General features: G+C 74.7%; 11 protein-coding genes. 10 read left to right on the forward strand and 1 reads right to left on the reverse strand.

Annotated elements, in window-relative coordinates; genetic code table 11:
* The first annotated feature begins 3 nt into the window (after nt 1–3).
* Genes ACZ47G_RS31575 through ACZ47G_RS31590 form a run of 4 tightly spaced genes read left to right on the forward strand, consistent with a single transcriptional unit; the run spans nt 4 to nt 5922 of the window.
* Nucleotides 4–1593: an ABC transporter substrate-binding protein gene (locus tag ACZ47G_RS31575; RefSeq protein ID WP_465748553.1), complete on the forward strand. Its 1590-nt coding sequence runs from the start codon at nt 4–6 to the stop codon at nt 1591–1593.
* Complete coding sequence (locus tag ACZ47G_RS31580; protein WP_465748555.1) at nt 1590–2555, forward strand: ABC transporter permease; 966 nt, start codon at nt 1590–1592, stop codon at nt 2553–2555. Before ACZ47G_RS31575 ends, ACZ47G_RS31580 begins: the two co-directional genes overlap by 4 nt.
* Nucleotides 2552–5134 (forward strand): ABC transporter ATP-binding protein/permease, encoded by a 2583-nt coding sequence (locus tag ACZ47G_RS31585; protein ID WP_465748557.1) that lies wholly within the window; start codon nt 2552–2554, stop codon nt 5132–5134. The genes ACZ47G_RS31580 and ACZ47G_RS31585 overlap by 4 nt, the downstream gene beginning before the upstream one ends.
* Nucleotides 5134–5922 carry a thioesterase II family protein gene (locus tag ACZ47G_RS31590; protein WP_465748558.1) on the forward strand — a complete coding sequence of 263 codons (789 nt, stop codon included), beginning with the start codon at nt 5134–5136 and terminating at the stop codon, nt 5920–5922. The genes ACZ47G_RS31585 and ACZ47G_RS31590 overlap by 1 nt, the downstream gene beginning before the upstream one ends.
* 160 nt (nt 5923–6082) lie before the next feature.
* Here ACZ47G_RS31590 and ACZ47G_RS31595 read toward each other — a convergent pair whose 3' ends face one another.
* The gene (locus tag ACZ47G_RS31595) at nt 6083–7693 is read right to left on the reverse strand and encodes an MFS transporter (RefSeq protein WP_465748559.1); all 1611 of its coding nucleotides are present in this window, start codon (nt 7691–7693) and stop codon (nt 6083–6085) included.
* Nucleotides 7694–7874: 181 nt separating this feature from the next.
* Between ACZ47G_RS31595 and ACZ47G_RS31600 the strand changes: the two genes are divergently transcribed.
* Genes ACZ47G_RS31600 through ACZ47G_RS31625 form a run of 6 tightly spaced genes read left to right on the forward strand, consistent with a single transcriptional unit; the run spans nt 7875 to nt 26564 of the window.
* Complete coding sequence (locus tag ACZ47G_RS31600) at nt 7875–15650, forward strand: amino acid adenylation domain-containing protein (protein WP_465748561.1); 7776 nt, start codon at nt 7875–7877, stop codon at nt 15648–15650.
* Complete coding sequence (locus ACZ47G_RS31605; RefSeq protein ID WP_465748563.1) at nt 15647–16729, forward strand: saccharopine dehydrogenase NADP-binding domain-containing protein; 1083 nt, start codon at nt 15647–15649, stop codon at nt 16727–16729. Before ACZ47G_RS31600 ends, ACZ47G_RS31605 begins: the two co-directional genes overlap by 4 nt.
* Nucleotides 16726–18990 carry a Gfo/Idh/MocA family oxidoreductase gene (locus ACZ47G_RS31610; protein WP_465748565.1) on the forward strand — a complete coding sequence of 755 codons (2265 nt, stop codon included), beginning with the start codon at nt 16726–16728 and terminating at the stop codon, nt 18988–18990. Before ACZ47G_RS31605 ends, ACZ47G_RS31610 begins: the two co-directional genes overlap by 4 nt.
* The gene (locus ACZ47G_RS31615; RefSeq protein WP_465748567.1) at nt 18984–19700 is read left to right on the forward strand and encodes a VOC family protein; all 717 of its coding nucleotides are present in this window, start codon (nt 18984–18986) and stop codon (nt 19698–19700) included. Before ACZ47G_RS31610 ends, ACZ47G_RS31615 begins: the two co-directional genes overlap by 7 nt.
* A complete protein-coding gene (locus tag ACZ47G_RS31620; RefSeq protein ID WP_465748569.1) occupies nt 19684–21081 on the forward strand; it encodes an FAD-binding oxidoreductase in 1398 nt (465 codons plus the stop codon). Before ACZ47G_RS31615 ends, ACZ47G_RS31620 begins: the two co-directional genes overlap by 17 nt.
* A complete protein-coding gene (locus ACZ47G_RS31625; protein ID WP_465748571.1) occupies nt 21078–26564 on the forward strand; it encodes a non-ribosomal peptide synthetase in 5487 nt (1828 codons plus the stop codon). The genes ACZ47G_RS31620 and ACZ47G_RS31625 overlap by 4 nt, the downstream gene beginning before the upstream one ends.
* The last annotated feature ends 8 nt before the right edge of the window (nt 26565–26572 follow it).

Genomic DNA, 26572 nt, shown 5'->3' on the forward strand with positions numbered 1-26572 from the left:
ACCGTGACCGCACATCAGATATCCCGGAGAACCCTGCTGCGCACCCTCGGAGCCGGCGCCGGGGTGGCGATCGGAGGCAGCCTGCTGGCAGGCTGCGACAGCGGCGCGGCCCACGCGCCGCTGGCCGCTGCCACCGCGGACGCCTCGGTCCCGCCACGGCGCGGCGGCAAGCTGCGCGCCGCCTTCGCCGGCTCCAGTGCCGAGTCGACCAACGTGCTCCAGGCCACCGGCAGCGCCCTCGACTACGTCCGCGCCCGGCTGGTCTGGGACACCCTCGGCGAGATCGACGGCAGCGGCACGGTCTGGCGACTCGCCTCCTCCGTCCAGCCCGACGCGGACGCCACCCACTGGACCGTGCGGCTGCGCGACGGCGTCACCTTCAGCGACGGCCGCAAACTCACCGCCCAGGACGTGCTGTTCAGCCTGCGCACGCTCGCGTCCAACCCGACCACCCAGAGCGGGCTGCTCGGTGGGCTGGACACCGCGAACTCCACCGTGCGGGACCCGCGCACCCTGGAGCTACGGCTCAAGGCCCCCGACGGCTTCTTCGACCTGGTGCTCGCCCAGTCGATGTTCGTCTTCCCGGACGGCACCACGGACTTCGCGAAGGCGCCCGGCTCCGGTCCGTTCGTCCTCAAGAGCTGGACGGCCGGCAGCAGCAGTCTGCTCACCGCCCGCACCGACTACTGGGACGCCGCGAACGGCGGGCCCTACCTGGACGAGATCGAGCTCTTCTCGGTCGCGGACGCCGGCGCTCGGCTCAGCGGCCTCAAGGCGGGTCAGTTCGACTACGCCGGTGGTCTCACCCTGACCGCCGCGCGTGCGGAGGAGAAGAACCAGGCGCTGCGGATCCTCACCGCTCCGCAGGAGCTCTGGAGCGACCTCGCCTTCGACATGAACCTCGGCACGAGCCCCTTCACCCAGCCCGAGGCCGTCCGAGCGGTGCGTTTCGCGATCGACCGGGACGCGATGGTCCGCACCGTCACCCTCGGCTACGGTGAGGTCGCCGACGACGCGTTCGGGCGCCACCAGTCCTGGTACGACAGCTCGCTGCCGCGCCGGGCGCACGACCCGGACCAGGCTCGCAAGCTCTGGTCGGCGGCCGGGCTGGACGCAACCAGGCTCTCGGTGCGAACCAGCGACTACGAATACGGGACGCTGGAGAGCGCGACCGCCTTCGTCCAGCAGGCCCAGGGGGCGGGTCTGTCGGTATCGGTGAACAAAATCCCGGCGGCCGACTACTACACCGACATCAAGGCCCTGCTGAGCGCGCCGCTGCAGACCAACCTGTACCACGCGATGCCGCTGCCGCTGCAACTCTCCATGTACTACGGCGCCAAGGCCTCGTACCCGTTCACCGGCCCGTCCAACGCCACCCTCGACGGTCTGCTGACGGCCATGCACGCCGCCGTCGGGGACGCCAGGCGGACCAGCGCGGTGCACGACGTGCAGCACTACCTGTACGACAACGGTGGGGACGCGGTGTTCGCCCGGATCCCCCCGATCGCCGCCTCCGCCCCCGCGGCCCACGGTGTCCAGGCGCGCGGGTTCTTCGACTACCCGTGCCTGCGCGACGCCTTCCTGAGCGCGTGACGGCCTTGCGGACCTCGGCGTTGTGGTGGGTGCGCCGCGTCGGCCTGGCCGCCGGCACGCTGCTGGCCGTCTCGGCCCTGGTCTTCGCGGCGACCACGCTGGCCCCCGGCGACGCCGCCGCCGCGCGGCTGGGCGGCCGGGCCGGCCCGGCGCAGATCTCCGAGCTGCGGCACGGCCTCGGCCTGGACCAGCCCGCCTGGGTCCGCTACGGCCACTGGCTGTGGCATGCGCTGCAGGGCGATCTCGGCACCTCCTACACCGGCGGCGGGTCGGTCTCGCAGCTGATCGCCGACCGAGCCGGCAACTCGCTGCTGCTGGGCGCCGTCGCCGCCGCGCTGCTGGTACCGCTCGCCCTCGGCCTCGGCCTGTGGGCGGGGCTGCGCGCGGGCCGGGCCGCGGACAACGTGGTGTCGACCGTGACGCTCACCCTGGTCAGCCTGCCGGAGTTCGTCACCGGCACGCTGCTGGTGCTGCTCTTCGCGGTCGGGCTCGGCTGGCTGCCCGCCGTCTCGGTGCCTTCGGCGGGACAGAGTCCGCTGACCGAGCCGCGGATCCTGGTGCTGCCGGTGGTGACGCTGCTCTCGGTCAGCCTGGCGCAGAACGTGCGGCTGGTGCGCGCCGGGGTGGTCGCCGCCATCGGCTCGGACGCGGTGCGCACGGCACGGCTCGGTGGGGTGCCCGAGCGCCGGGTGGTCCTGCGCTGGGTGCTGCCGGCCGCCGTGGTGCCGGCCGTGCCGGTGCTGGCCCGGTACCTCGCCTACCTGCTCGGCGGGACGCTGGTCGCCGAGAAGCTGTTCGGCTACCCCGGTCTGGCCGCCGCACTGGTCGACGCCACCGCCGCCCGTGACGTGCCGGTGCTGCTCGGGGTGTCGCTGCTGGTCGCCACCGTCACCGTCGTCCTCAACCTGCTGGCGGACCTCCTCGCCGCAGCGCTCAACCCTGCGGCAAGGAGCTTGAGTTGACATCGCAGAAGGCAGTGCTGAACCCGAAGGGGAACGGCGGACGCCCGCGGGCGCGGACCGTCGCCGCGGGGATCGCGCTGGCGGCCGTCGTCCTGCTCGCCCTGATCGGTCCGCTGCTGGCCCCCCACGGGCCCGGCGAGGTGCTCGACATGCCGTACGCCCCGGCCGGCGGGGGCGCCCCGCTGGGAACCGACCACCTGGGCGCCGACGTGCTGAGCCGGGTCCTGGCCGGCGGGCGCTCGCTGCTGCTGCTCTCGCTGGCGGCGCTCGTCGTCGCCTACCTGGCGGGCGCGAGCGCCGGGATGCTGGCGGCGCTGCGCGGCGGCCGGCTCGACACGGCGGTGCTGCGGTGCGCGGACGTGCTGCTGAGCCTGCCGTCCTTCCTGCTGCTCAGCGTCACCGTGGTGGCCCTGGGACGCGGAGTGCTCGGGGTGGGTGGGGCCACCGCCGTGGTGCTCCTGCCGGAGATCGTCCGGGTGGTGCGGGCCGCCACGCTGCAGGCCTTGCAGCACGACTACGTGGAGGCCGCGCAGGCACGCGGCGAGCGCACCGGGTACCTGCTGCTGCGCGAGGTGCTGCCCAACCTCGCGCCGGTGCTGGCGGCGGACGCCGGGGTCCGGTTCGTGGGTGCGGTGTTCATCGTGGCCACCGCCGGATTCCTCGGATACGGGGCCCAACCACCGGCTGCGGACTGGGGGTTGATGGTCTTGGAGAACCGGGACGGGATGTCGCTGCAGCCGCTGGCGGTGGCCGTGCCGGCAGCCGGGATCCTGGTGGTGCTGCTGGCCGCGAACCTGTTGGTGGACGCGGCGTTCCCGGCCGTGGGGGTGCCCCGCGGCCGCCGGTCCGGCGGCCGCGGGCGCTCTCGTGGGCGATGGCGTCCGGTCGCGCGGGAGACCAGGCCCTGTCCGGCCGATCGCGGGCCCGGCAAGATCGGCGGGACAGGGCCTGGCGGCGCTGATGGCCTCGCACTTCGACTCCGGGGAGTCACCGTCGACGCTCCCGGGCCGACCGGCCCACGGCCCGTGCTGGACGGCGTCGACCTCGACATCGCGCCGGGCCGCATCCTGGCCCTGGTCGGGCCCTCGGGGAGCGGCAAGACCACGGTCGCGCTGGCCGCGCTCGGCGAGCTGCGGCCAGGGCTGCTGCTGCGGGGCGGCGAGGTACGGCTGGCCGGCCTGCCGGTGCTCGGGACACCCGAGGGCGCGCTGCGCCGGTTGCGGAGCCGACACGCCGGATACGTACCGCAGGACCCGCGCACCTCACTCGCCCCGACGATGCGGGTGGGCGACCACATCGACGAGTTCCTGCGGGCCCGGTCGGTGCCCCGGGCGCAGCGCCCCGAGCGGATCCGCGCCGCCCTGGAACTGGTCCGGCTCCCGAGCGACCAGGCCTTCCGGCGCCGCTATCCGCACCAGCTCTCCGGCGGTCAGCGCCAGCGCATCGCACTGGCGGCCGCACTCGCCCACCGGCCCGATCTGCTGGTGCTGGACGAACCCACCAGCGCGCTGGACCCGGTCACCGCGGCGGCGCTGCTCGCGGACGTGAGCCGGCTGCGTGAGCGTGGCGGTCCGGCCGTACTGCTGGTCGCCCACGACCTGGCCCAAGTCGCTTCGGTGGCCGACGAGGTGGCGGTCCTGGAGGCCGGTCGGGTGGTGGAGCGCGGTCCGGTGGCGCAGGTCCTGGGGCGGCCGTCGAGCGAGGCGGGGCGGCTGCTCGTCGGCGCGGCGGTGCGAGCGGCCGTGCGGCGGCCCGGACCGGGCACGGGGTCGACCGCCTCGACCGCGGAACCAGCGCTGAAGGTCGACGAGCTGGAGGCGCGGCGGGGCACGCGGCGGGTGCTCTCCGGGGTCGACCTGGCCGTCGAGCCGGGAGGCTGCCTGAGCGTGGTGGGCCCCTCCGGCGGCGGCAAGACCACGCTGCTGCGCTGTCTGGCCGGCCTGCACGCCGACTGGTCGGGCACGCTGGAGCTGGCCGGCCACGGCGCGGCACCGGGAGTGCGCAGGCGCTCCCGGGACCAGCTGCGCATGGTGCAGCTGGTCCCGCAGGACCCGCACGATTCGCTCAACCCGCGCCACACGGTCGGGCGGATCATCGCCCGGCCGCTCAGCCGGTTCCGCCCGGAGGTCGAGGGTGTCCCGCTGCGCCGCGAGGTGCACCGACTGCTGGAGCGGGTCGGGCTGCCGGTCGAGTACGCCGACCGCCGTCCCACGCAGCTCTCCGGGGGCCAGCGCCAACGGGTGGCCCTGGCACGGGCCTTGGCGGCCGAGCCGGCCGTCCTGCTGTGCGACGAGGTGACCAGCGCGCTGGACGCGCCGACCGCCGACACCGTGCTCGGTCTGCTGGCGGAGCTGCGCAGAGAGCTGGGCGTGGCACTGATCGTCGTCACCCACGACCTCTCGGTTCCGGCCCGGCTCGGCGGGCAGCTCGCGGTACTCGCGGAGGGCCGCATCCGCGAAGTCGGCCCGACCGGTCGACTGCTCGACTCACCCGCCGATCCGATCACCGCGGAACTGCTGGCGGCCGTCCCGAAACTGCCCGCGGCCCTGTCGGCCGGCCTGGACGGAGGACCCGCCTGATGCCCGCCGCCGAGTGGTTGCGCCGCCCGCAGCCCCGCCCCGACGCCGCGCTGCGCCTGCTCTGCCTGCCACACGCCGGCGGCACGGCGGGCCTGTACCGACGCTGGGCCGCCCTGTTCCCGCCCGAGGTCGAACTGCTGCTCGCGTGCCCGCCGGGGCGGGAGGAGCGCCTTGACGATCCGATTCCCAAGGACCTGCCCGCGCTGGTCGCGGACCTGGCGAACGCGCTCGTGCCACTGCTGGACCGGCCATGGGCCGTCTTCGGCCACAGCATGGGCGCCACCGTCGGCCACGAGTTGGCGTTGCACCTGCTGGCGGCCGGGCATCGTGCTCCGGTCCACCTCTTCGCCTCCGCCCGCGAGGCGCCGCAGCACCACCACGGCGGCACCACGCATCTGCTCGACGACGACGCCCTGTGCGGCGAGCTGATCCGCCTCGGCGGCACGGCCTCGGAGTTGTTGGAGATCCCCGAAGTCCGCGAGCTGGTGCTGCCGGTGGTGCGTGGCGACTACCGCTTGATCGAGACGTACCAGGCCCAGCCCGGCGGAGTGCTGCCCTGTCCGGTCACCGCGCTCGTCGGAGCGGACGACACCGAGCTGACGGTTGAGGAGGCCGCGGGCTGGCGGGCGTGCACCACGGCCTCGTTCGAACTGCTGACCTTCCCCGGTGGCCACTTCTATCTCTCCACCCACCCCGGTGAGGTCGTCAGCGCCATCCTGCACCGCCTGCCCGTCTCCGGCCGCGCCCCCAGGGTTCCGCGATCCGAGTGGTCGAACCCGGCCTGCTGACCGAATGGGGCGGTGGCTGAGAATGCTGTCCCGTGACCACGACGTCGACCGGGTCGTGGTCACGGGGCAGGCCCGTGCAGGAGGACGGGCAGGACGGTAAGTAGCCCTTCTCGCCTTGGGTTCCGGCTGGTCCGCGCCTCGGCCCGAGCGCGGCACGGGGTCAGTCGGCGGCGGTCAGCATGTCCTTCTCGCGGATGAGCAGCAGGCTGGCGACGGCGGCCAGCAGACCGGCCACGCCGGCGATGAGGAAGATGCTGGAGAGGGCTCCGGTGTAGGCGGTGTGCGCGAGAGTCAGCACGGCACCGCGGGCGGACTCGGGAACGGCCGTGCCGACCACGTCGAACCGGCCCGCTGTCACCAGCTCGCGCACCTGGTGGCCGCTGCCGGGCGCGGCACCGAGAGAGCCGAGTGCCGAGTCCGAGAGGGTGGTGCTCACCTTGCCGGTGAGCACCACGCCGAACAGCGCGACGCCGGTGGCGGTGCCCAGCGGGAAGAAGCTGTTCGCCGTGCCGGAGGCCGTCCCGGCCCGGGAGGCCGGTACGACGCCCACGGCCAGTGCGAGCAGGTGGGGGAGGGTCAGACCGGCGCCCGCGCCGAGCAGGAGCAGCATGGGCAGCACCGCCGTCCAGTCGTCGCGCGGGCCGATGCCGACCGCCAGGAACATCCCCGCACCCACCAGGGCCATGCCCAGCGCCAGGACCTTGGGGACCGACAGCGCCTTGGCCAGCACCGAGCTGAGCGGCGCGGCGATCACCAGGGCGACGGACTGCGCCAGCAGGACCAGGCCGACCTGGAAGGGGGTGAGCCGGAGCATGCCGCCGAGCCACAGGGTCAGGAAGGGCAGCAGACCGAAGCTGAAGATCCGGGCGGCGAAGCTCAGCAGCACCGCGCCGGTGAAGGAGGGGATGGCGAACAGCCGCAGGTCCAGCATCGCGCGCGAGCCCAGCCGCCACTGGACGGCGACGAAAGCGACGGCCAGCACGGCCCCCAGGAGGAGAGTGGCGAGCACGTCCGCCGCCGACCAGCCCTTCTCCGAGCCGGACAGCAGGGCGTAGTTGAGCGAGAAGAGCGCCAGGACGGCCAGGACCGCTCCGGCGTAGTCGATCCGCTCGGCCGCGTCGGCGACCACGCTCTCGGGGACCTTCCGCAGCGCGCCGACCAGGATGAGCAGCCCGACCGGCACGTTGACGGCGAACAGGAACGGCCAGCTCGACCACTGCACGATCGAGCCGCCGACCAGCGGGCCGAGGGCGGCCGAGACGGCGCCGCCGGCCGTGAACAGGCCGATCGCGGTGGTCCGCGCACGACCCGGCGCGCCCTCGAACGCTCCCGCGATCAGGGCGAGCGCGGTACCGAGGACCAGTGCGCCCCCGGCTCCCTGCACCGCCCGCGCCCCGATCAGTACCGCCGCGTTCGGAGCCAGCGCGCAGACGGCGGAGGACGCGGTGAAGAGCGCAACCCCCGCGAGGAAGATCCGGCGCCGGCCGATCCGGTCGGAGACCGAGCCGGCGGTGAGCAGCAGGGCGGCGAAGGTCAGCGTGTAGGCGTTGACGATCCACTGCAGGCTGTCCAGCGAGGCGTGCAGGTCGTCGCCGATCTGCGGCATCGCCACGTTGACCACGGTGATGTCCAGCGTCATCATCGCCGCCGCGAGCGAGGTCAGTGCGGTGGTCCAGCGCCGGGCGCTGCGGACTTCGGGTGGGACGGGCGTCTGCGGGGAGTCGGCGGAGGTCGCCGATCCGTCCACCGGCTCCGCTTCCGTACTGCTCATGGTCACCCTCTCTTCGTCTGTGAATTCGCCCTCACCGCAGCGGGCTTGCCTGCCGAGACGGCTTAATGCATATGATAACCACTACCGATAAGGGTCCGGGTCGTCAGTCCCGGACCGGCCGATCCGCAAGGCGCACCGCTTCGGCACCCGAGCACGCCGCATCCCAAGAAGAGGACCTCACGTGACGCAGGATCGTGGAATCACAGCGGCCGAACTCGCCGACGCCGTCGCCGCGTTGCTGGGACTGCCGGCCGAAGGGATCGACGCGCACGCCAACCTCATCGAACTCGGCCTGGACTCACTGGCGATGATGCGGCTGGCGGGGGAGCTGCGGCGCTCCGGCCGGGAGGTCGGGTTCGCCGAACTCGCCGCCGAACCGATGCTGGCGGCGTGGCAGGAGCTGGTGGAACGGCCGGCGGCCGAGGCACCCGCCCCGGCCGAGGCACCCGCCCCGGCCGAGGCACCCGCCCCGGCCGAGGCACCCGCCCCGGCCGAGGCACCCGCCCCGGCCGGGGACCCCGGCGCCGACGTGGACGAGGCCGAGCCCTTCGAACTGGCCCTGATGCAGCACGCCTACTGGGTGGGCCGCGCCGACGGTCAGCAACTGGGCGGCGTCGCCGCGCACTTCTACCACGAGTTCGACGGCGCCCGGGTGGACCCGGCGCGCCTGGAGGCCGCGGTGCGGGCGCTGCTGGCCCGGCACGGCATGCTCAGAGCGCGGATCCTGGACGACGGGCGCCAGTACATCGCGCCGGAGAGCGACTGGTCGGGGCTCCGGGTGCACGACCTGCGGGCGCTGACCGTGGCCGAGGCCGAGCGGGAACTCGCGGAACTGCGCCGATGTCTCTCCCACCGCTCGCTGGACATCGCCGCCGGGGAGGTCTTCGACGTCCAACTGTCGCTGCTGCCGCCCGGTATGCGGATCGACGGCACCCGACTGCACGTCAACCTGGACATGGTCGCCGCCGACGCGTTGAGCCTGCGCGTGCTGCTGGCCGATCTGGCCCGGTGCTACACGGAACCCGCCCGCCCGGTGCCACCCCTGGCCTACAGCTACCCGCGCTACCTCGCCGACCGGGAGGCGGCCCGGCAGGCGCCGACCAGGGCGGCCGCCCTGCGCGCGGACCAGGACCACTGGCGCCGACGGCTGCCCGACCTCCCCGCCGCTCCCCAACTGCCGCTCGCCGCCGGGGCCGAGGCCGCGGCAACCACCGTGGTCCGGCGCCACCGCCGACTGGACGCCGAGACGGCCCGCACCTTCGAGGGCCTCGCCCGGCGGCACGGACTCACCCCGGCCATGGCGCTGGCCGCCGTGTTCGCCGAGACCCTGACCGCCTTCAGCGCCGACCCCGGCTTCCTGCTCAACCTCCCGCTCTTCGACCGCGAGCCGCTGCACCCCGAAGTCGGCTCACTGGTCGGCGACTTCACCTCCTCGGTGCTGCTCGCCTGGGACGGCGCCGCCGCGGGCTCGTTCGCCGAGCGCGCCGCGCGGTTGCAGACCCGCTTCCACACCGACGCCGCGCACGCCGGCTACTCGGGGGTCGAGGTGCTGCGCGACGCCTCCCGGCTGCACGGTGAACGCGTGCTCGCCCCGGTCGTCTACACCAGCGCGCTCGGACTGGGCGAGCTGTTCCCGGCGGCGGTCCGGGACGCCTTCGGCGAGGCGTCCTGGATCATCTCCCAGGGGCCGCAGGTGTGGCTGGACGCCCAGGTCACCGAGCTGGACGGCGGTCTGCTGGTCAACTGGGACGCCCGCGAGGCCGCGTTCGCGCCGGGCGTGCTGGACGCGATGTTCGACACCTACGGCTCGTTGCTCGACCGGCTGCTGTCCGGCCCCGAGACCTGGTCGCTGCCGGTGCCCGCGCTGCTCCCCGCGAGCCTGCTCGCCGTGCGCGCCACGGTCAACGCCACCGAGGCGCCCCGCTCCGGCGCGCGGCTGCACGACGGGTTCTTCGCCCAGGCGAAGGCCAACCCCGGCGCGACAGCGGTCCGTTGGGGAGCCGACGGCGAACTCGACCCCGGCGAACTCGGCTACGGCGAGCTGGCCGCGCGCGCACTGACGCTCGCCGCCCACCTCGCCGCCCAGGGGGTGGGCCGCGGCGACCTGGTCGCGATCACCCTGCCGAAGGGGCCCGACCAGCTCACGGCCGTCCTGGGCGTGCTGGCCGCGGGCGCCGCCTACCTGCCGCTCGGCGTCGACCAGCCCACTCTGCGGCGCGAGCGCATCCACCGGTCCGCCGGGGTGCGGCTGGTGCTGGACGACCTCGCCGTACCGGCCGGAGTCGAGCCACTCGCCGCGCCGGTGCCCGGGGACGACACCGAACTCGCCTACGTCATCTACACCTCCGGTTCCACCGGCGAGCCCAAGGGCGTCGAACTCACCCACGCGGCCGCGGTGAACACCGTCGACGACCTGAACGAGCGCTTCGGCCTCCGCCCCGAGGACCGGACGCTGGCACTCTCCGCGCTGGACTTCGACCTCTCGGTCTACGACGTCTTCGGCCCGCTGTCGGCCGGCGGGGCGGTGGTCTGCGTCACCGAGCCGCAGCGGCGCGACGCCCACGCCTGGGTCGAGCTGCTGCACGCGAACCGCGCGACCGTGGTGAACTGCGTGCCCGCCCTGCTGGACATGCTGCTGACCGCGGCGAGCAGCGGGGACGTCCAGGAGCTGCCGCTGCGGCTGGTGCTGCTCGGCGGCGACTGGGTCCCGCTGGACCTGCCCGGGAGGCTGGCCGCCGCCGCGCCCGGCTGCCGGTTCGTCGCCCTCGGCGGCACCACCGAGACCGCGATCCACTCCACCGTCTGCGAGGTCCGTGAAGTCCCGCCCGCCTGGACGTCCGTGCCCTACGGCACCCCGCTGCGCAACGTGGCCTGCCGGGTGGTCGATCCGCTCGGCCGGGACTGTCCGGACCAGGTGGCGGGGGAGCTGTGGATCGGCGGTGCGGGCGTGGCCCGCGGCTACCGCGGCGACCCCGCCCGGACGGCGGACCGGTTCCCGACCGTCGACGGCCGTCGCTGGTACCGGACCGGAGACCGGGCGCGCTACCGGCCCGACGGAACCCTGGAGTTCCTCGGACGGGCCGACCACCAGGTCAAGGTGCACGGCCACCGCATCGAACTCGGTGAGATCGAGGCCGCGCTGGCCGACCACCCGGCCGTGGCCCGGGCCGTCGCGGTGATCGGGGAGCACGGCCGGCCGGCCGCCGCGATCACGGCCTCGTCCGCCGACCGCGCGCCCGTTCCCGACTGGCAGACGCTGGCAGCCGTCGCGGCGCTCCGGGACGGCCGGGAGCCCGCCCGCCCGGCGGACCCGCAGGCGCCGGACCCCGAGCGGCTGCGCGAGTTCCTCGCCGAGCGGCTGCCGGCCGCGATGGTGCCCGAGCCGATCGTGCTGCTCCCCGCGCTCCCGCTGACCGCGAACGGGAAGATCGACCGTGCCGCCCTGCGGTGCCTGCTCGACGACGGGCGGACCGCCACCCCCGTCACCGAGCCCATCGGCGAGGTAGAGCGGCTCGCCGCCGCGGCCTGGTCCGAGGTCCTCGGGGCAACCGAGGTCGGCCGCGAGCACGACTTCTTCGCGCTCGGCGGTGACTCGCTGCTGGCCACCCGCTTGATCGGGCGCCTGCGGGCGGCGGGCTTCGCCGACGTCACCCTCGCCGAACTCTTCCAGCACCCGGTGCTGGCCGACTTCGCGGCCGTGCTGCGCCCGGGTACCGCCCGGCAGGCCACGCCGGAGCTGGTCGCCGAGCCCGCGCGCCGGCACGAGCCGTTCCCGCTCACCGACGTCCAACGCGCCTACTGGCTCGGGCGGGACACCGGATTCACCCTCGGCGGGATCGGCTGCCACTTCTACCGCGAGTACGAGGTGGCGGAGCTGGACGTGGCCCGGCTGGAGGGCGCCGTCAACCGGCTCGTCGCGCGGCACGAGATGCTGCGCGCGGTGGTCGACCCGAGCGGCGAGCAGCGGATCCTGCCCGAAGTCCCGTACTACCGCATCGCGGTGACCGAGGCCGGTCCCGATCCCGAGGCAGCCTTCCAGGAGCTGCGGGAGAGCGCCTCGCACCAGGTGTTCGACCCCGCGCACTGGCCGCTCTTCGCGATCCGCGCGGTGCGCTCGGGCGACCGGGCCCGCCTGGCCATCGGCATCGACAACATCGTCCTCGACGCCCTCAGCATCCTCACCTTCTACACCGAACTGGCAGCCCTCTACGAGGACCCGGCGGCCGAACTCCCCACCGTGGGCGTGTCGTTCCGCGACTACGTGCTCGGTGCCACGCCGGAGCCGTCGGCTCTCGCCGCCGCGCGCCGGTACTGGTCCGAGCAGCTGCCCCAGCTGCCGCCCGCCCCCGGACTCCCGCTGGCCGTCGACCCGTCCACGGTGCGCGAGCCGCGCTTCACCCGCCGCGAGGCGCTGCTGTCAGCGGAGCGGTGGCAGCCGATCGCCGACCGCGCCCGCGAGTACGGCCTGACGCCCTCCGCGGTGCTGCTCGCCGCCTTCGCCGAGGTCCTGGGCCGGTGGAGCAGCCGCGCCGACCTGACGCTCAACCTCACCCTCTTCGACCGCCACGAGGTGCACCCCGACATCGCCCACGTCCTCGGGGACTTCACCTCGCTGGTCCTGGTCGCCGCCCGCCCCGAGGCCGGTGACAGCTGGCTGGCGGGTGCCCGCCGGATCCAGCAGGAGCTGTGGAACGCGCTCGACCACCGGGAGGTGTCGGCCGTCCAGGTGCTGCGTGACCTCGCCAGGTCGACCGGGGAGCCCGAGACGACCATGCCGGTGGTGTTCACCAGCGCGCTCGGCGTCGGCGACCAGGGCGCGCCCGCGCCCGGCAGCCTGCTGGCCGAGCAGGTCTGGGGGGTGTCGCAGACGCCCCAGGTGTGGCTCGACCACCAGGTCACCGAGGCCGCCGGCGGCGGCGTCCGGCTGAACTGGGACGTGGTCGAGGAACTCTTCCCGGCCGGACTGATCGACGCGATGTTCGCGGGCTACCTGCGACTGCTCGACCGGCTGGGCACCGCCGACTGGGAGCTGCCGGTGCCCGACCTCCTGCCGGACGCCCAGCGGCGGACCCGTGCCGAGGTCAACGCGACCGGCACCGGGGCCCCCGACGCGCTGCTGCACCGGGAGTTCTTCCGCCACGCGGCCGAGCGGCCCGGACGCGTCGCGCTGTGCTGGGGCGACGACGGCCGGCTGAGCTACGGCGAACTCGCCGACCGGGCGCTGCGGCTGGCCGCCGTCCTGGTCGAGCGCGGGGTACGGCGCGGCGAGGTGGTCGCGGTGACCCTGCCGAAGGGGCCGGAGCAGCTCGCGGCGGTCCTCGGGGTGCTGGCCGCCGGGGCGGCCTACCTGCCGGTCGGCGTCGACCAGCCGCAGGCCCGGCGCGACCGGATCCACCGACTGGCCGGCGCCCGGTTCGCGGTCACCGACGAGGCCGGGCGCGCGGCCTCGGTGTGGACGCGGCAGACCGAGCCCGTCCTGATCGATGACGCGGCATCGGCCGACGCCCTGGCGGAGCCGGTCGACACGCAGCCGGACGACCTCGCCTACGTCATCTTCACCTCGGGCTCCACCGGCGACCCCAAGGGCGTCGAGATCACCCACCGGGCGGCGGCCAACACCGTCGCGGACGTCAACGAGCGGTTCGGGATCGGCGCGGACGACCGGGTGCTGGCCGTCTCGGCACTGGACTTCGACCTCTCCGTCCACGACGTCTTCGGCCTGCTCTCGGCGGGCGGCGCGGTCGTGCTGATCGAGGAGGAGGCCCGGCGCGACGCCCGGCGCTGGCTGGAGCTGGTGCGCCGGCACCGGGTGACCGTCTGGAACACCGTCCCCGCGCTGCTCGACATGCTGCTGGTGGTCGCGGAGGGCGCCGCGCCGCCCGACCCGCTGCGCCTGGTGATGGTCTCCGGCGACTGGGTGGGGCTCGACCTGCCCGGCCGGCTCGCCGCCCAGCGCCCCGGCTGCCGGTTCGTCGCCCTCGGCGGTGCGACCGAGGCCGCGATCTGGTCCAACTCCTTCGAGGTGGGCGAGGTCGACCCCGGCTGGTCCTCGATCCCGTACGGTCACCCCTTGCGCAACCAGCGGTTCCGGGTGGCCGACGGGTTCGGGCGCGACTGCCCGGACTGGGTGGCGGGGGAGCTGTGGATCGGCGGTGCCGGTGTCGCCCGCGGCTACCGGGGGGCACCGGAGCTGACGGTCCTCCAGTTCGTGACGTGGGACGACGAGCGCTGGTACCGCACCGGTGACCTGGGCCGGTACTGGCCGGACGGGACACTGGAGTTCCTCGGCCGGGCCGACCAGCAGGTCAAGATCCGCGGCCACCGCATCGAACTCGGCGAGATCGAGGCCGCCTTGCGGGCCGCACCGGGCGTCGGCCGGGCGGTGGCGGCCGTGGCCGGCGAGCGAGCCGGCCGGCGGCTGGTCGCGGCGGTGGTCCCGGCGGTGCCGCCGGGCGCCGTGGCGACGAGTGTCGCGACATCCACGGACCTGCTGGCGGCCCGGGCCCGGGCCGGGCAACCGGAGGCCGAGGCGGCCGAGGCGGTCCTGGCCCGGCTGCTGCGCCTGGACTCCGTCGCCGGTGGCGCCACCTACCGCCCGGGTGAGCCGACCGCGCGACTCGACGTGGCGGAGGAGCACCTGCCGGTCCTGCGGCTCTGGCTGGACTGGCTGGTCGCGCGGAAGGTGCTCACCGAGGACGCGGGTTCGTACGCGGCGGGGCCGGAGCTCGCCGCCGCACTCGCCCGCGAGGAGCCGGCCCAGGCGACCGACGAGTACGGCCGGCTGGTCGGCCGGGCGCACCGGCGACTGATCGAGCGGCTGGACGACTACCGGGAGATCCTCGCGGGCCGGCTCGACGCGGCCGTGCTGCTGGACGACGACGTGCTGGCCCCGGCCGGCCTCGCCGACCAGGACCCGGGCGGCGCCCAGGCCCTCGCCGGCATCGCCCGCGAGCTGGCGGCGCTGGCCGAGACGGCCGGACGCCCGATCGAGCTCGCCGAGCTGGACGGCCGCGACGGGCGCACCGCCGAACGCCTGCTCCGGCTGCTCGACCCCCGGCAGGTGCGCTACACCCTGCTCGACCCGTCGGCGGCGATGACGGCCACCGCGGCCCGCCGGCTGGCGGCACTCCCGCACGAGACCGCCTGCCACCAACTGCTCGAAGCGCCGGTCCCCGACGAACTGCGCCACCGGTTCGACGTGGTACTGGCCGACAACGTCCTGCACCGCTACCCGGAACCCGGCCGAGGCCCGGCACTGGCCGCCCTGTTGAGCCGCCCCGGCGGCCTGCTGCTGGCGGTCGAACGGGTGGAGCTGACGCCGATCGCCCTGCTGACCGCCGCCCTGCTCGACCGCGGCTACGCCGGACTCGACCGGGAACGCCGCCGGGCCGGCAGCCCGATGCTGCCCGGCGCCCGCTGGGCCGAGCTGCTCGCCCAGGCCGGGTGGGCGGAGGTGGGCCACGGCCCGGTCGGCGACTCGTTCAGCGAGATGCTGCGCGGGCGGCGCCCCGGGGACGCCGCCGACCTGGATCCGGTGAGGCTGCGCGAGCAGGCCGCCGCCCGGCTGCCCGGCCACATGGTGCCCGAGCGCGTCGACATCCTGCCCTGGCTGCCGCTGAGCGCCAACGGCAAGGTCGACCGCACCGCCGTCGCCCTGCTCCTCACGGCGGACGGCGCCGGGGACGCCGACGAGCCGCCGCAGGGCGAGCTGGAGGAGGAAGTGGCCGCACTCTGGGGCGAGTTGCTCGGCTGCTCGACGGTCGGCCGCAGTCGGGGCTTCTTCGCCCTGGGCGGCGACAGCCTGCTGGCGACCCGGTTCATCGAGCAGGTGCGCCGACGCCACGGCATCGAACTACCGCTGCGCCGGATGTTCTCCGGGCCCAGCCTCGCCCAGGTCACGGCGGCCATCGCCGAGGAGCTGGCGGCCGCCGAGGAGATGGAGGAGGGAGCCCTGTGATCGGCATCATCGGCGGTTACGGAGCGGTCGGGGCGCAGGCCGCCCGGCTGCTCTCCGCCTGGGGAGCGGGTCCGCTGCGGATCGGCGGCCGAAGCCCGGCGCGCGGGCAGCGTCTGGCCGACGAGCTGGCGGGCGGGGCGGAGGCCGCCGTGGTCGACGTCGAGGACGGCGCCTCGCTCGCGGCCTTCGTGAGCGGCTGCGAGGTGGTCGTGCACTGCGCCGGGCCGTCCCACCGGAGCGCGGAACGGGTGGCCCGCGCCGCGCTGGCGGCGGGTGCGCACCACGTCGACGCCGGCGGGGAGGCGCCCGGGGCGCTCCCGGGGGAGCGCACCGCGCTGTTCGCCGCGGGCGCGCTGCCCGGTCTGTCCGGGCTGCTGCCGCGCTGGCTCGCCGCCCAGGAGTTCGACACCGTGCACGGACTGACCGCCTACACCGGGGTGCTCGACCGGTTCACGGCGACCGGAGCCGAGGACTACCTGCACGGCGTCCTCGGCGGCGCCAACCAGCCCCTCGCCGCCTGGCGCGACGGCCGCCGCCTCGGGCGTGCGCTGACCCGTCAGGGCGCGACCGCGCTGCCGTACTTCCCGCGCGAGGTCGCGGCGTTCCCCTACCTCGACGCCGAGGCCGAACAGCTCGCCCGCGAGCTGGAGTTGGACCACGGCCGCTGGTACAACGTGCTGGACGGCGAGCACCTGGGCGCGGCACTGGACGCCGCGCGCACGCTGGAGCGGGCCGACGCGGTGGCGGGCCTGTGCCGGGCCACCGCCCTGGACGTCGCCGGGCGCAGCCCGTACGTGACCCTGCTGGTCCAGCTCGACGGCACCCGGGCCGGGCGCGCCCTCACTCGGACGGCGGTGCTGCGCGCAGCCGGCATCGCCGAGCTCACCGGTGCCGTCACGGCCGCCGCCACGCTGGCCGTGCTGCGCGGCGAGGTCCCGGCCGGTCCGCACCTCGCCGCGACGGCGCTCGATCCCACCGTGGCCGTGACCCGGCTGAGCGGGACACCGGGAGTCCGCGAGCTGACGGTCCTGGACCTGGCGATCGACCAGCTCGCCACCGTCGAGGAGGGATCCCTGTGAGTCGCAGGCTCAAGGTCGTGGTGTGCGGCACCACGTTCGGCCAGTTCTACCTCGCGGCACTCGCCGCGCTGCCGGCGCAGTTCGAACTCGTCGGCGTGCTGGCCAAGGGCAGCGCGCGGTCCGTCGAGTGCGCGGCCCGCCACGGGGTTCCGCTGTTCACCGACCCCGAGCAGCTGCCCGCCGGCGTCGACCTCGCCTGTGTCGTGCTGCGCTCGGGGGTGCTGGGCGGCGCGGGGACGGATCTGGCGCTGCGCCTGCTCGGCCGGGGGATCCACGTCGTCCAGGAGCAGCCCGTGCACCACGACGACCTGGCCGCGTGCCTGCGCGAGGCCAGGCGCCACGGCGTCGGCTACCGGATCGGCGACCTCTACCCGCGGCTTCCCGCGGTACGCGGGTTCGTCGCGGCGGCGCGCGTACTGCTCGCCCGGCAGCCGGCCCGGTACGTGGACGCCGCGTGCTCGTCGCAGGTCGCCTTTCCCCTGACGCACCTCCTCGGTGACGCCCTGGGGGCGCTCCGCCCGTGGCGGATCTCCCGGGTGGGCGAGGGTGGCGACGCCCCGTTCTCCCAGCTCGCCGGGGAGGTCGGCGGGGTGCCGCTCACCCTGCGCGTGCACAACCAGGTCGACCCGGCCGACCCGGACAACCATCTCCACCTCCTGCACCGGCTGACCATCGGCACCGCCGGGGGCAGCCTCACCCTCACCGACACGCACGGCCCGGTGACCTGGAGTCCGCGCCTGCACGTACCGGAGGCCGTCAAGGACCGCTTCGACTTCACCGGCGCGGCCCACCTGGACGAGCCCGGCACGACGGTCCTCGGTCCGGCGCAGCCGCCGAGCTACCGGCGGATCCTGCGCGATCTGTGGCCGGCCGCGATCGGCGCGGACCTGCTGGCGATGCGCGCCGCGATCCTGGGCGAGCCGGGCGCCGAGCGGCCCGAGCAGTACCACCTGACGCTGTGCCGGATGTGGCAGGACGTCACCACCGCGCTCGGCTACCCGGTACTGCGGCCGCACCAGGACCACCAGCCACTGCCGGTCGGCGAGTTGACGGCCGCGGTGGCCGGCGTCGCCGACCTTGCGCCGTCCGGTGCGGACGCGGTGGCGACGACGCTGCACGACGTGCTGGCCCGAGCGATGGCCGCCGCGCAGGCCCGCGTCGTCGGTGTCACCGCCGAGCAGGTCAGGACGTTCGTCGAGCGCCTGGACGAGGCCGTGCTCGCCTCGATGCTGCTCTCCCTGCAACGGGCGGACGTGCTGTGCGCCGATGGCCCCGGCCACACCGGCGCCGAGATCCTGTGCGCGGCGGACGTCGCCCCCGCGCACCACCGGCTGATCGAGCGCTGGCTCCGGGTGCTCGTCGAACGCGGGCTGGTCAAGCGCGACGGTGAGCGGCTGCACGGCACCCGTACGGTCGAGCAGGGCGCCATCCGGGCCGCCTGGGACGCGGCGGCCGCAGCGTGGACCGGCGCCCTGGGTTCGGCGGAGTTCATCGACTACCTGAGGCTCAACGCCGAACGGCTGCCCGAGCTGATGACCGGGGAGCAGCGCGCCGCACTGCTGCTCTTCCCCGAGGGACGGACCGAGCGCGCCGACGCCGTGTACCGCGACACCGTGACCGCCCGCTACCTGAACACCGCCGTGGCGACGGCCGTCCGGACGATCGCCGAGGCGCACCCGGGCACGCTGCGGGTGCTGGAGGTCGGCGCCGGCACGGGAGCGACGACCGAGGCCGTGGTGCGGGCACTGACCGGGGGCGTGCCGACCGAGGTGGGGCGGCCCCGGCCGGCGGTCGACTACCGCTTCACCGACGTCTCGGCGTTCTTCCTCGCCCCGGCCCGGTCCCGGTTCGCCGCGCACCCCTGGCTGAGCTTCGGTCTGCTCGACATCGACCAGGACCCGACGCGGCAGGGGTACGACCGCGGCTCGTTCGACGTCCTGGTGGCGGCCGGGGTGCTGAACAACGCCCGGGACACCGGCGCGACCGTCCGGGGACTGCTCGAACTCCTCGCTCCCGGCGGGTGGTTGCTGATCACCGAGCCGACCCGTGAGCATCTGGAGATCCTCGTCTCGCAGGCCTTCATGATGACCGCGCCCGAGGACGCCCGCTCGGCCTCCGACAGCACCTTCCTGTCGCGTCGCCAGTGGCTGCGGGCGCTCGCGGCAGCCGGGATCGAGGAGGTCCTGGTCCTGCCGGGGGAGGACCATCCGCTCGCGCCGCTGGGCCAGCGGCTCTTCGCGGCCAGGAGGCCGGGATGCTGAGCGCGAGCCACGTCCTGTGCAAGGTCGACGACGTGCGGGCGGTGGTCCGGGACTACGAGAGCCTCGGCTTCACCATGGAGTTCGGGAGCGACCCGGCCCGGGCGCACAACGCGCTGCTCAGGTTCGCCGAGGGACCGTTCATCGAGTTCTTCCGACTCCCCCCGGCCTTCCGGCTGCTGAGGCTGCCGTTCGGCGCCGCCTACGGTGCGGCCGCCGGCCGGCGGCTGGCCCACTGGGCGCGAGCCGGTGAGGGCTGGCGTGATCTCGCCCTGGAAAACGATGAGTTGGACCTGACCGCCACCCGTTCGGCACTGCTCGCGGCGGGACTTCCGGTCTCCCGCGTGATCAAGGGCAAGCGCACCCGCCCGGACGGCGAGCTCGTGCGCTACCAGTTCCTCGCCCCCCGCCCCGCAGAGGTGCCGTTCGTGGTCTCCGCCTACGATCCGCCGCAGCGCCCGGCCGCCATCCGGCACCCCAACGGTGCGCTCTCCATCGCCAGGATCCGGCTGGGTGTGGCGCCCGCCGACCAGCGGGCGTACCGCACGCTCGTCGACGACGACCGCCGACTGGCGCCCGAGGAGGCGCCGCGCACCGGCGTCCTCGGCGTCGAGCTGGCGGGCCTGCGCGACGAACCGGATCCCGCCAGGCTGCACGGCGCCGTGCTGAGCGCCGCCACGGAAGGAGTGGACCCCCGTGTATCCGACCGTTGACCCGCTCGCCCGCTTCCACGGTGAGCTCCTTCGCCCCGGCGATCCCGGCTACGACGCCGCCCGCCGCGTCCGCAACGCCCGGATCGACCGGCGGCCCGCCCTGATCGCCCGCTGCCGGGGCGAGGACGACGTCCTCGCCGCCCTCGCCCACGCGCGCGGCCGCGCACTGCCGGTGGCCGTCCGCGGCGGCGGCGCCAACGTCGCGGGGTGGGGCACCTGCGACGGCGGCCTGGTGCTCGACCTCGGTGCCATGAAGCGCATCGAGGTCGACGCCGGGGCCCGCACGGCCGTCGCCGAGCCGGGCCTCACCTGGGGCGAGTTCGACGCCGCCACGCAGGAGTTCGGCCTCGCCCTGCCCGGGGCGCGGAACACCGGGGTCGGAATCGCCGGGCACACCCTGGGCGGCGGAGTGGGCGACCTCTCCCGCCAGTACGGTCTGACCAGCGACAACGTGCTCTTCTTCGACCTGGTCACGGCGGACGGACGAACGATCCGGGCCGACGCCGAGCAGCACCCCGAGCTGTTCTGGGGACTGCGCGGCGGCGGCGGGAACTTCGGCGTGGTCACCAGGTTCGGCTTCCGGCTGCACCCGGTGCGCGAGGTCCTGGCCGGGCCGTTGGTCCACCCCGCCCGGCAGGTGTCCGGCGCGCTGCGCGTCGCCCGCGACTGGCTGGCGACCGCACCGGACGAGGCCTCGCTGATCGCCATCGTGTGGACCGCGCCGCCGCTCCCGTTCATCCCGGAGCACCTGCAGTTCGAACGGGGCGCGGTGCTGATCCCCACCTGGTTCGGGGATCCGGCGCTCGGCGAGGAGGTCCTCGCCCCACTGCGGCGCGGGGCGCCGCGGCCGGCCCACGACGGGGTCGCGCCCATGCCGTACCTGCGGTACCAGCAACTGCTCCAGTCCCCGCCCGACTTCACCGACCAGCACGTCTACAACCGGGGCGAACTGCTCACCGACCTCTCCGACGACACCATCGACTCGCTGCTCGAACGCTGGACGTCGGCCGGACCGAACTTCTCGGTGGTCCTCGGCGCACTCGGCGGGGCGATCAGCCGGGCGCCCGCCGGACCGACCGCCTTCACGCACCGCGACGCCCGGTGGTTCGCCGAGATCTGCGCCCAGTGGTACGGCACGGCCGACAACCCCACCCACATCGAGCCCGCCCTCCGGGGCTGGCGCTCGCTCCAGGGCGTGACCAAGGGGCCGTACCTGAACCTGCTGCCCGACCCCGAACCGGCCTGGGTCCGCGCGGCCTACGGCAGCGAGACCTACGAGCGGTTGACGCGGCTCAAGCACACCTGGGACCCGGAGAACGTCTTCCGGTTCAACGCCAACATTCCCCCGCGCAGTGATCGAGAGATGGGCCACGAAGCATGAGAACAGTCGAACTGATCACCGAACTCCAGCGCGCGGGAGTCCAGTTGTGGGAGGAGTCCGGGCAGCTGCGCTACCGCGCGCCCAAGGGGGCGCTGACCGGGAGCCTGCTGGAGGCGCTGCGGGCCGACAAGGCCGCCGTGATCGAGCGGCTGCGGGCCGAGGCCGGTCCCGGGGTGCTCGCCACACCCGATCCGGAGGCACGGTACGAGCCGTTCCCGCTGACCGACGTGCAGGCGGCCTACCTGCTCGGCCGCCGCGAGGTGTTCGGCTTCGGCGGTGTGGCCTGCCACGTCTACCTGGAGGTGAACTACCCCGACCTGGACCCGGCGCGCGTCGAGGCGGCCTGGAACCGGCTGGTCGAACGCCACGACATGCTGCGCGCCGTGGTCGAGGCCGACGGCTACCAGCGCGTCCTGCCGACCGTGCCGCACCTCAGCGTGCCCGCCGCCGACCTGCGCGACACCGCCGGCGAGCCGGTCCAGGCCGCCCTGGAGGCCACCCGCGCGGAACTCGGCCACCGGGTCTACGAGACCACTCAGTGGCCGCTCTTCGACCTGCGCGTCACCCGGTGCGCCGAGCGCGCCGTACTGCACCTGTCGATGGACTTCCTGATCGCCGACTGGGCCAGCATCTGGCTGCTGCTGGCCGAGTTCGAGGCTCTGCACGCGGATCCCGAGCAGGAGCTACGGGAGTTGGAGGTCGGCTTCCGCGACTACCTGCTGGCCGAGCGCCGGCTCCGCGAGACCAGCCGCCACCAGCGGGACCGTGACTACTGGTGGACCCGGATCGACGAGCTCCCGCCCGCCCCCGACCTGCCGGTGGCGGACCGCGAGCACAGCGCGCCGCGCTTTCGGCGCCGCTTCCTCAAGCTCGACGGCCCGGCCTGGGACGAACTGAAACGCCGCGCCCAGCAGCACGGCCTCACCCCGTCCGCGGTGGTGCTGGCCGCCTACGCCGCCACGATCGAACGCTGGAGCCGCACGCCCCGCTTCTCCCTCAACCTCACCGTGCTCAACCGGCTGCCGCTGCACCCCCAGGCCGACCGGATCGTCGGCGACTTCACCTCCGTCAACCTGCTGGCCGTCGACTGGACCGCCGGCCGCACCTTCGCCGAGCGCGCCAGGGCCGTCAACGGCCGGCTCTTCGAGGACCTCGACCACCGGCTCTGCTCCGGCGTCGAGGTGCTGCGCGAACTCGCCCGCCGCCGTGGGCGCGAGGCCGCGCTGATGCCGATCGTCTTCACCAGCGCGATCGGACTCGGCGACGGCGGCGACAGCCCCAGGGCCGCCGGGCGGCTGGACGGCTTCGGCATCACCCAGACGCCGCAGGTCTTCATCGACTGCCAGGCCATGGACGACGCCGAGGGCCTCCAGGCCAACTGGGACGTCCGCGACGGCGTCTTCCCGGACGGCGTGGTCGACGACATGTTCGACGCCTTCGAGGCGCTGCTGCGCGCCCTCGCCACCACCGACGAGGCCTGGGACACGGACGACGCCGTCCCGCTGCCCGCCTGGCAGGTCGAGGAGCGCCGCCGGGCCAACGACACCGCCGCCCCGCTGCCCGACTCCCCGCTGCACCAGCAGGTGCTCGCCCAGGCGGCCCGCACGCCGGAACGGCCCGCGGTGATCGGCCCGCGCAGCACGCTCTCCTACGGCGAACTCGCCGGGCGGGCCGCCGCGGTGGCCGAGACCCTGCGGGCGGCGGGCTGCACCCCGAGCGAGCGCGTCGCGATCGTCATGGACAAGGGCGTCGAGCAGGTGACCGCCGTCCTGGGCGTGCTGCTGGCGGGGGCGGTCTACCTGCCCGTCGACACCGCCCAGCCCCCGCTGCGACGGAACGCCGTGCTGGTCGACGCCGACGTCCGCCATGTCCTGACCCAGTCCTGGGTGGACGCCGACTGGCCGGCGGGCACCCGGGCCACCGCGGTCGACCTGCTGGCGCCCGCTCCGGCCCCGGACCAGGCCGTCGGGGGAGACCCGGACGCGCCGGCCTACGTGATCTACACCTCCGGCTCCACCGGCCGCCCCAAGGGTGTGGTGATCAGCCACCGGGCCGCGGGCAACACCGTCGCCGACGTCAACCGGCGCTTCGCCGTCACCGCCGAGGACCGGGTGCTCGGCCTGGCGGGCCTCGGTTTCGACCTCTCCGTCTACGACGTCTTCGGGCCGCTGTCGGTCGGCGGCGCCCTGGTCCTGCCGGATGCCGACCGCCGGACCGACCCCTCGCACTGGGCCGAGCTGATCGCCGAACACTCCGTCACCGTCTGGGACTCGGTGCCCGCGCTGATGCAGATGCTCGCGAGCTACCTGGACGCCGAGCCCGGGCTCGACCTGCCCTCGCTGCGCCTCGCGCTGCTCTCCGGCGACTGGATCCCGCTCACCCTGCCCGACGAGATCACCCGCCGCCTGCCGGGCCTGCGGGTGATCGGCCTCGGCGGTGCCACCGAGGCCTCGATCTGGTCCATCGCGCACCCGTACCAGGGCCTGGAGCCCGGCTGGCGGAGCATTCCCTACGGCCGTCCGCTGGCCAACCAGGGCTTCCGGGTGCTGGACGTCGCGCTGCGCGACTGCCCGGTGTGGACGGTGGGCGAGCTGTACATCAGCGGTGACGGCCTCGCGCAGGGCTACCTCGGCGACCCGGAGACGACGGCCCGGCACTTCCTACGCCACCCTCTGGATGGACAACGCCTTTACCGCACCGGCGACTTCGGCCGCTACCTGCCGGGCGGGGAGATCGAGTTCCTCGGCCGGGAGGACACCCAGGTCAAGATCCGCGGCCACCGGATCGAACTGGGCGAGATCGAGGCGGCGCTGCTGGAGCACCCGGCCGTGGCGGCCGCCGGCGCGGTGCTCGACGGCGCGGGAGCGGAGCGCGGCCTGCTCGCCGTCGTGGAGAGCGCGCGGTCGGCCGATCCGGCGCCCGCGGCCGACGAGCGGCTGACCGCCCTGGTGGGCGCGGCGGCCGACGAGGCCGCGGCCGACCTGGACCGCGAGGGGGTCGAGGCCCACGTCACGAGTCTCGACCGTGCCGTGCTCACCTCCATGGCCCGGGCCCTGAGCGAACTGGGCGACACCGTCGAGGAGATGACCGGCAAGGTCGATCCCCGGCACGAGTGGCTGGTGCGGCGCTGGCTCGCGGTGCTGACCGGGGCGGGACTCCTGTCGACGGGCCGGGACGGGCGGCTCACGCTGCCGCGACCGGCCGACGAGCAGGCCGTGTCCCGGCACTGGGCGGCGGCCGAACGGGCCTGGACCCGCGAACTCGGGTCCCCCGAGTTCCTCGGCTACCTGCGGCGCAACGCCGAGCGCCTGCCCGAGCTGCTGGCCGGGCGCCAGGACCCCGTCGAACTGCTCTTCCCCGAGGGCAGGTTCGACACCGCGCGGGCGCTCTACCGCGAGAACGCGATGGCGCGCTACCTCAACCGCGCGGTGGGCACGCTGCTCCGGCAGATCGCCGAGGCGCACCCGGCCGGCCGGAGGCTGCGGGTCCTGGAGGTGGGCGCCGGCACCGGAGGCACCACCGAGGGCGCCCTGGAGGCGCTCGCGGGCTTCGACACCGAGTACCTGTTCACCGATGTGTCGCCGTTCTTCCTGCCCGAGGCGCGGACCCGGTTCGGTGCCCACCCCGGCATCGGCTTCGGGGTGTTCGACGTCGACGCCGACCACCGGGGGCAGGGGCTGGCACCGAACTCGTTCGACGTGGTGCTCGCCGCCGGGGTGCTGGAGAACGCCCGCGACATCGAGGCCGCGCTGACCCGGCTGACCGAGCTGGTGGCGCCCGCCGGCCGGCTGGTGCTCACCGAGCCGACCCGTGAGCACCCGTGGATCCTGGCCTCGCAGGCCTTCATGATGACCGAGCCGGGGGACACCCACCGGGACGGCGGGCCGTCCTACCTGAACCGGGAGCAGTGGCTGGACCTGCTCGCGAAGGCCGGCGCCGAGACGGTGCTCTGCCTGCCCGAGGACGGCCACGCCCTCGCCCCGCAGGGCGTGCACCTGTTCGCGACCAGCCTCAAGAACGACCGGGTCCCGGCCACCGAGGACGAGCTGAAGCGCCACCTGCGGGCGCGGTTGCCCGCCCACATGATCCCGTCCCACCTGCAGATCGTCGACGCGCTGCCGCTCACCGGCAACGGCAAGGTCGACCGCCGCACGCTCCAGGGCTGGCGGCCCGCGGCGGCCGAGGCGGCGCGCCCGCTGCCGGGCGAGGCGCCCGCCGACCCGCTCGAGGCCCGGCTCGCCACGCTCTGGGCGGACGCCCTGGCCGTGAGCGGGGTCGGCCGGACACAGAGCTTCTACGAGCTCGGCGCCGACTCGCTGATCACGGCGCGGATGGCGGGCCGCCTGCGCGAGGAGGTGCCCGAGGCCGCCGACGTGCCCTTCGACACGCTGCTGCGGCAGATGCTCAACCAGCCCACGATCGAGGCCCTCGCCCGGCTCCTGCGCGGCCGGGCCGAAGGCGGACCGGCCGGAACCGGGTCGGCCGGAACGGGGTCGGCCGGAACGGGGTCGGCCGGAACCGGGTCGGCCGAGCTCCGGAGCGAGTCCGGCAACGCCGTCCTGGTGCCGTTCAGCACGGGCGAGCCGGGTCCGCTGCGGGTGCTGTTCCACGCGGGCCTGGGCACGATGGACTGCTACCGGCCGCTGGCGAAGGAACTGGTGGAGCAGCGGCTCGGCCCGGTGCTCGGCATCGTGGTCGCCGACACCGAGCGGTACTGCGCGATCGACCCGGCCGAGGTGATCGAGCGCGCGGCCGACGACTACGCCGAGCGCCTCCTCGCCGAGGGGCACACCCGCTTCCAGCTGATCGGCTACTGCCTCGGCGGCCTCTACGCCACCGAGGTGGCCCGGCGGCTGGAGGAACGCGGCGCCCACGTCGAGGACCTGATCCTGGTCAGCAGCCACCCGGTGGTCGTCGACGCCGAGGACGACCTGATGATCGAGCTGCTCTTCGTCCCCAACCTGCACATCTCGCTGGCGCAGACCGGCTTCGGCGAGATCGACCCGGACGCCATGGTGCGCGCCTTCATGCAGGTCGTCGAGCGCAACGACGGCCGGGTGCCGGTGGGTGAACTCCTCAAGGTCGGTGGGGACCCGGCGCTGGACGAGGCCGCCGGCTTCTTCCGCGACCTCGCCGCGCACACCCGCGAGGAGCGCTTCGCCCGGTACGCCCGCACCGCCACCGAGCTCACCGGGCAGGAGATGCCGCCGGAGCTGGTCGGCGCGATGTTCACGGTGTTCCGGCAGAGCTTCCGCTCCGCGCGCTTCACCCCCGAACCCTACGCGGGCGACATCCGCTTCCTGCGCCCGAGCGGGGCCTCCGGCTTCGCGCCCGGCATGGACGAGACGACGCTGGCCTTCTGGCGCGAGGTCTGCCTCGGCGACCTCCGGGTGACCGACATCGAGGGCAACCACTTCAGCTGCATCGAGGAGCCGAACGCCCGCCGGGTCGCCGACCTCATCGCCGCACCGTTCCACAACTGAGCCAGGAG

The organism is Kitasatospora sp. NPDC030952 (genome assembly GCF_055571335.1).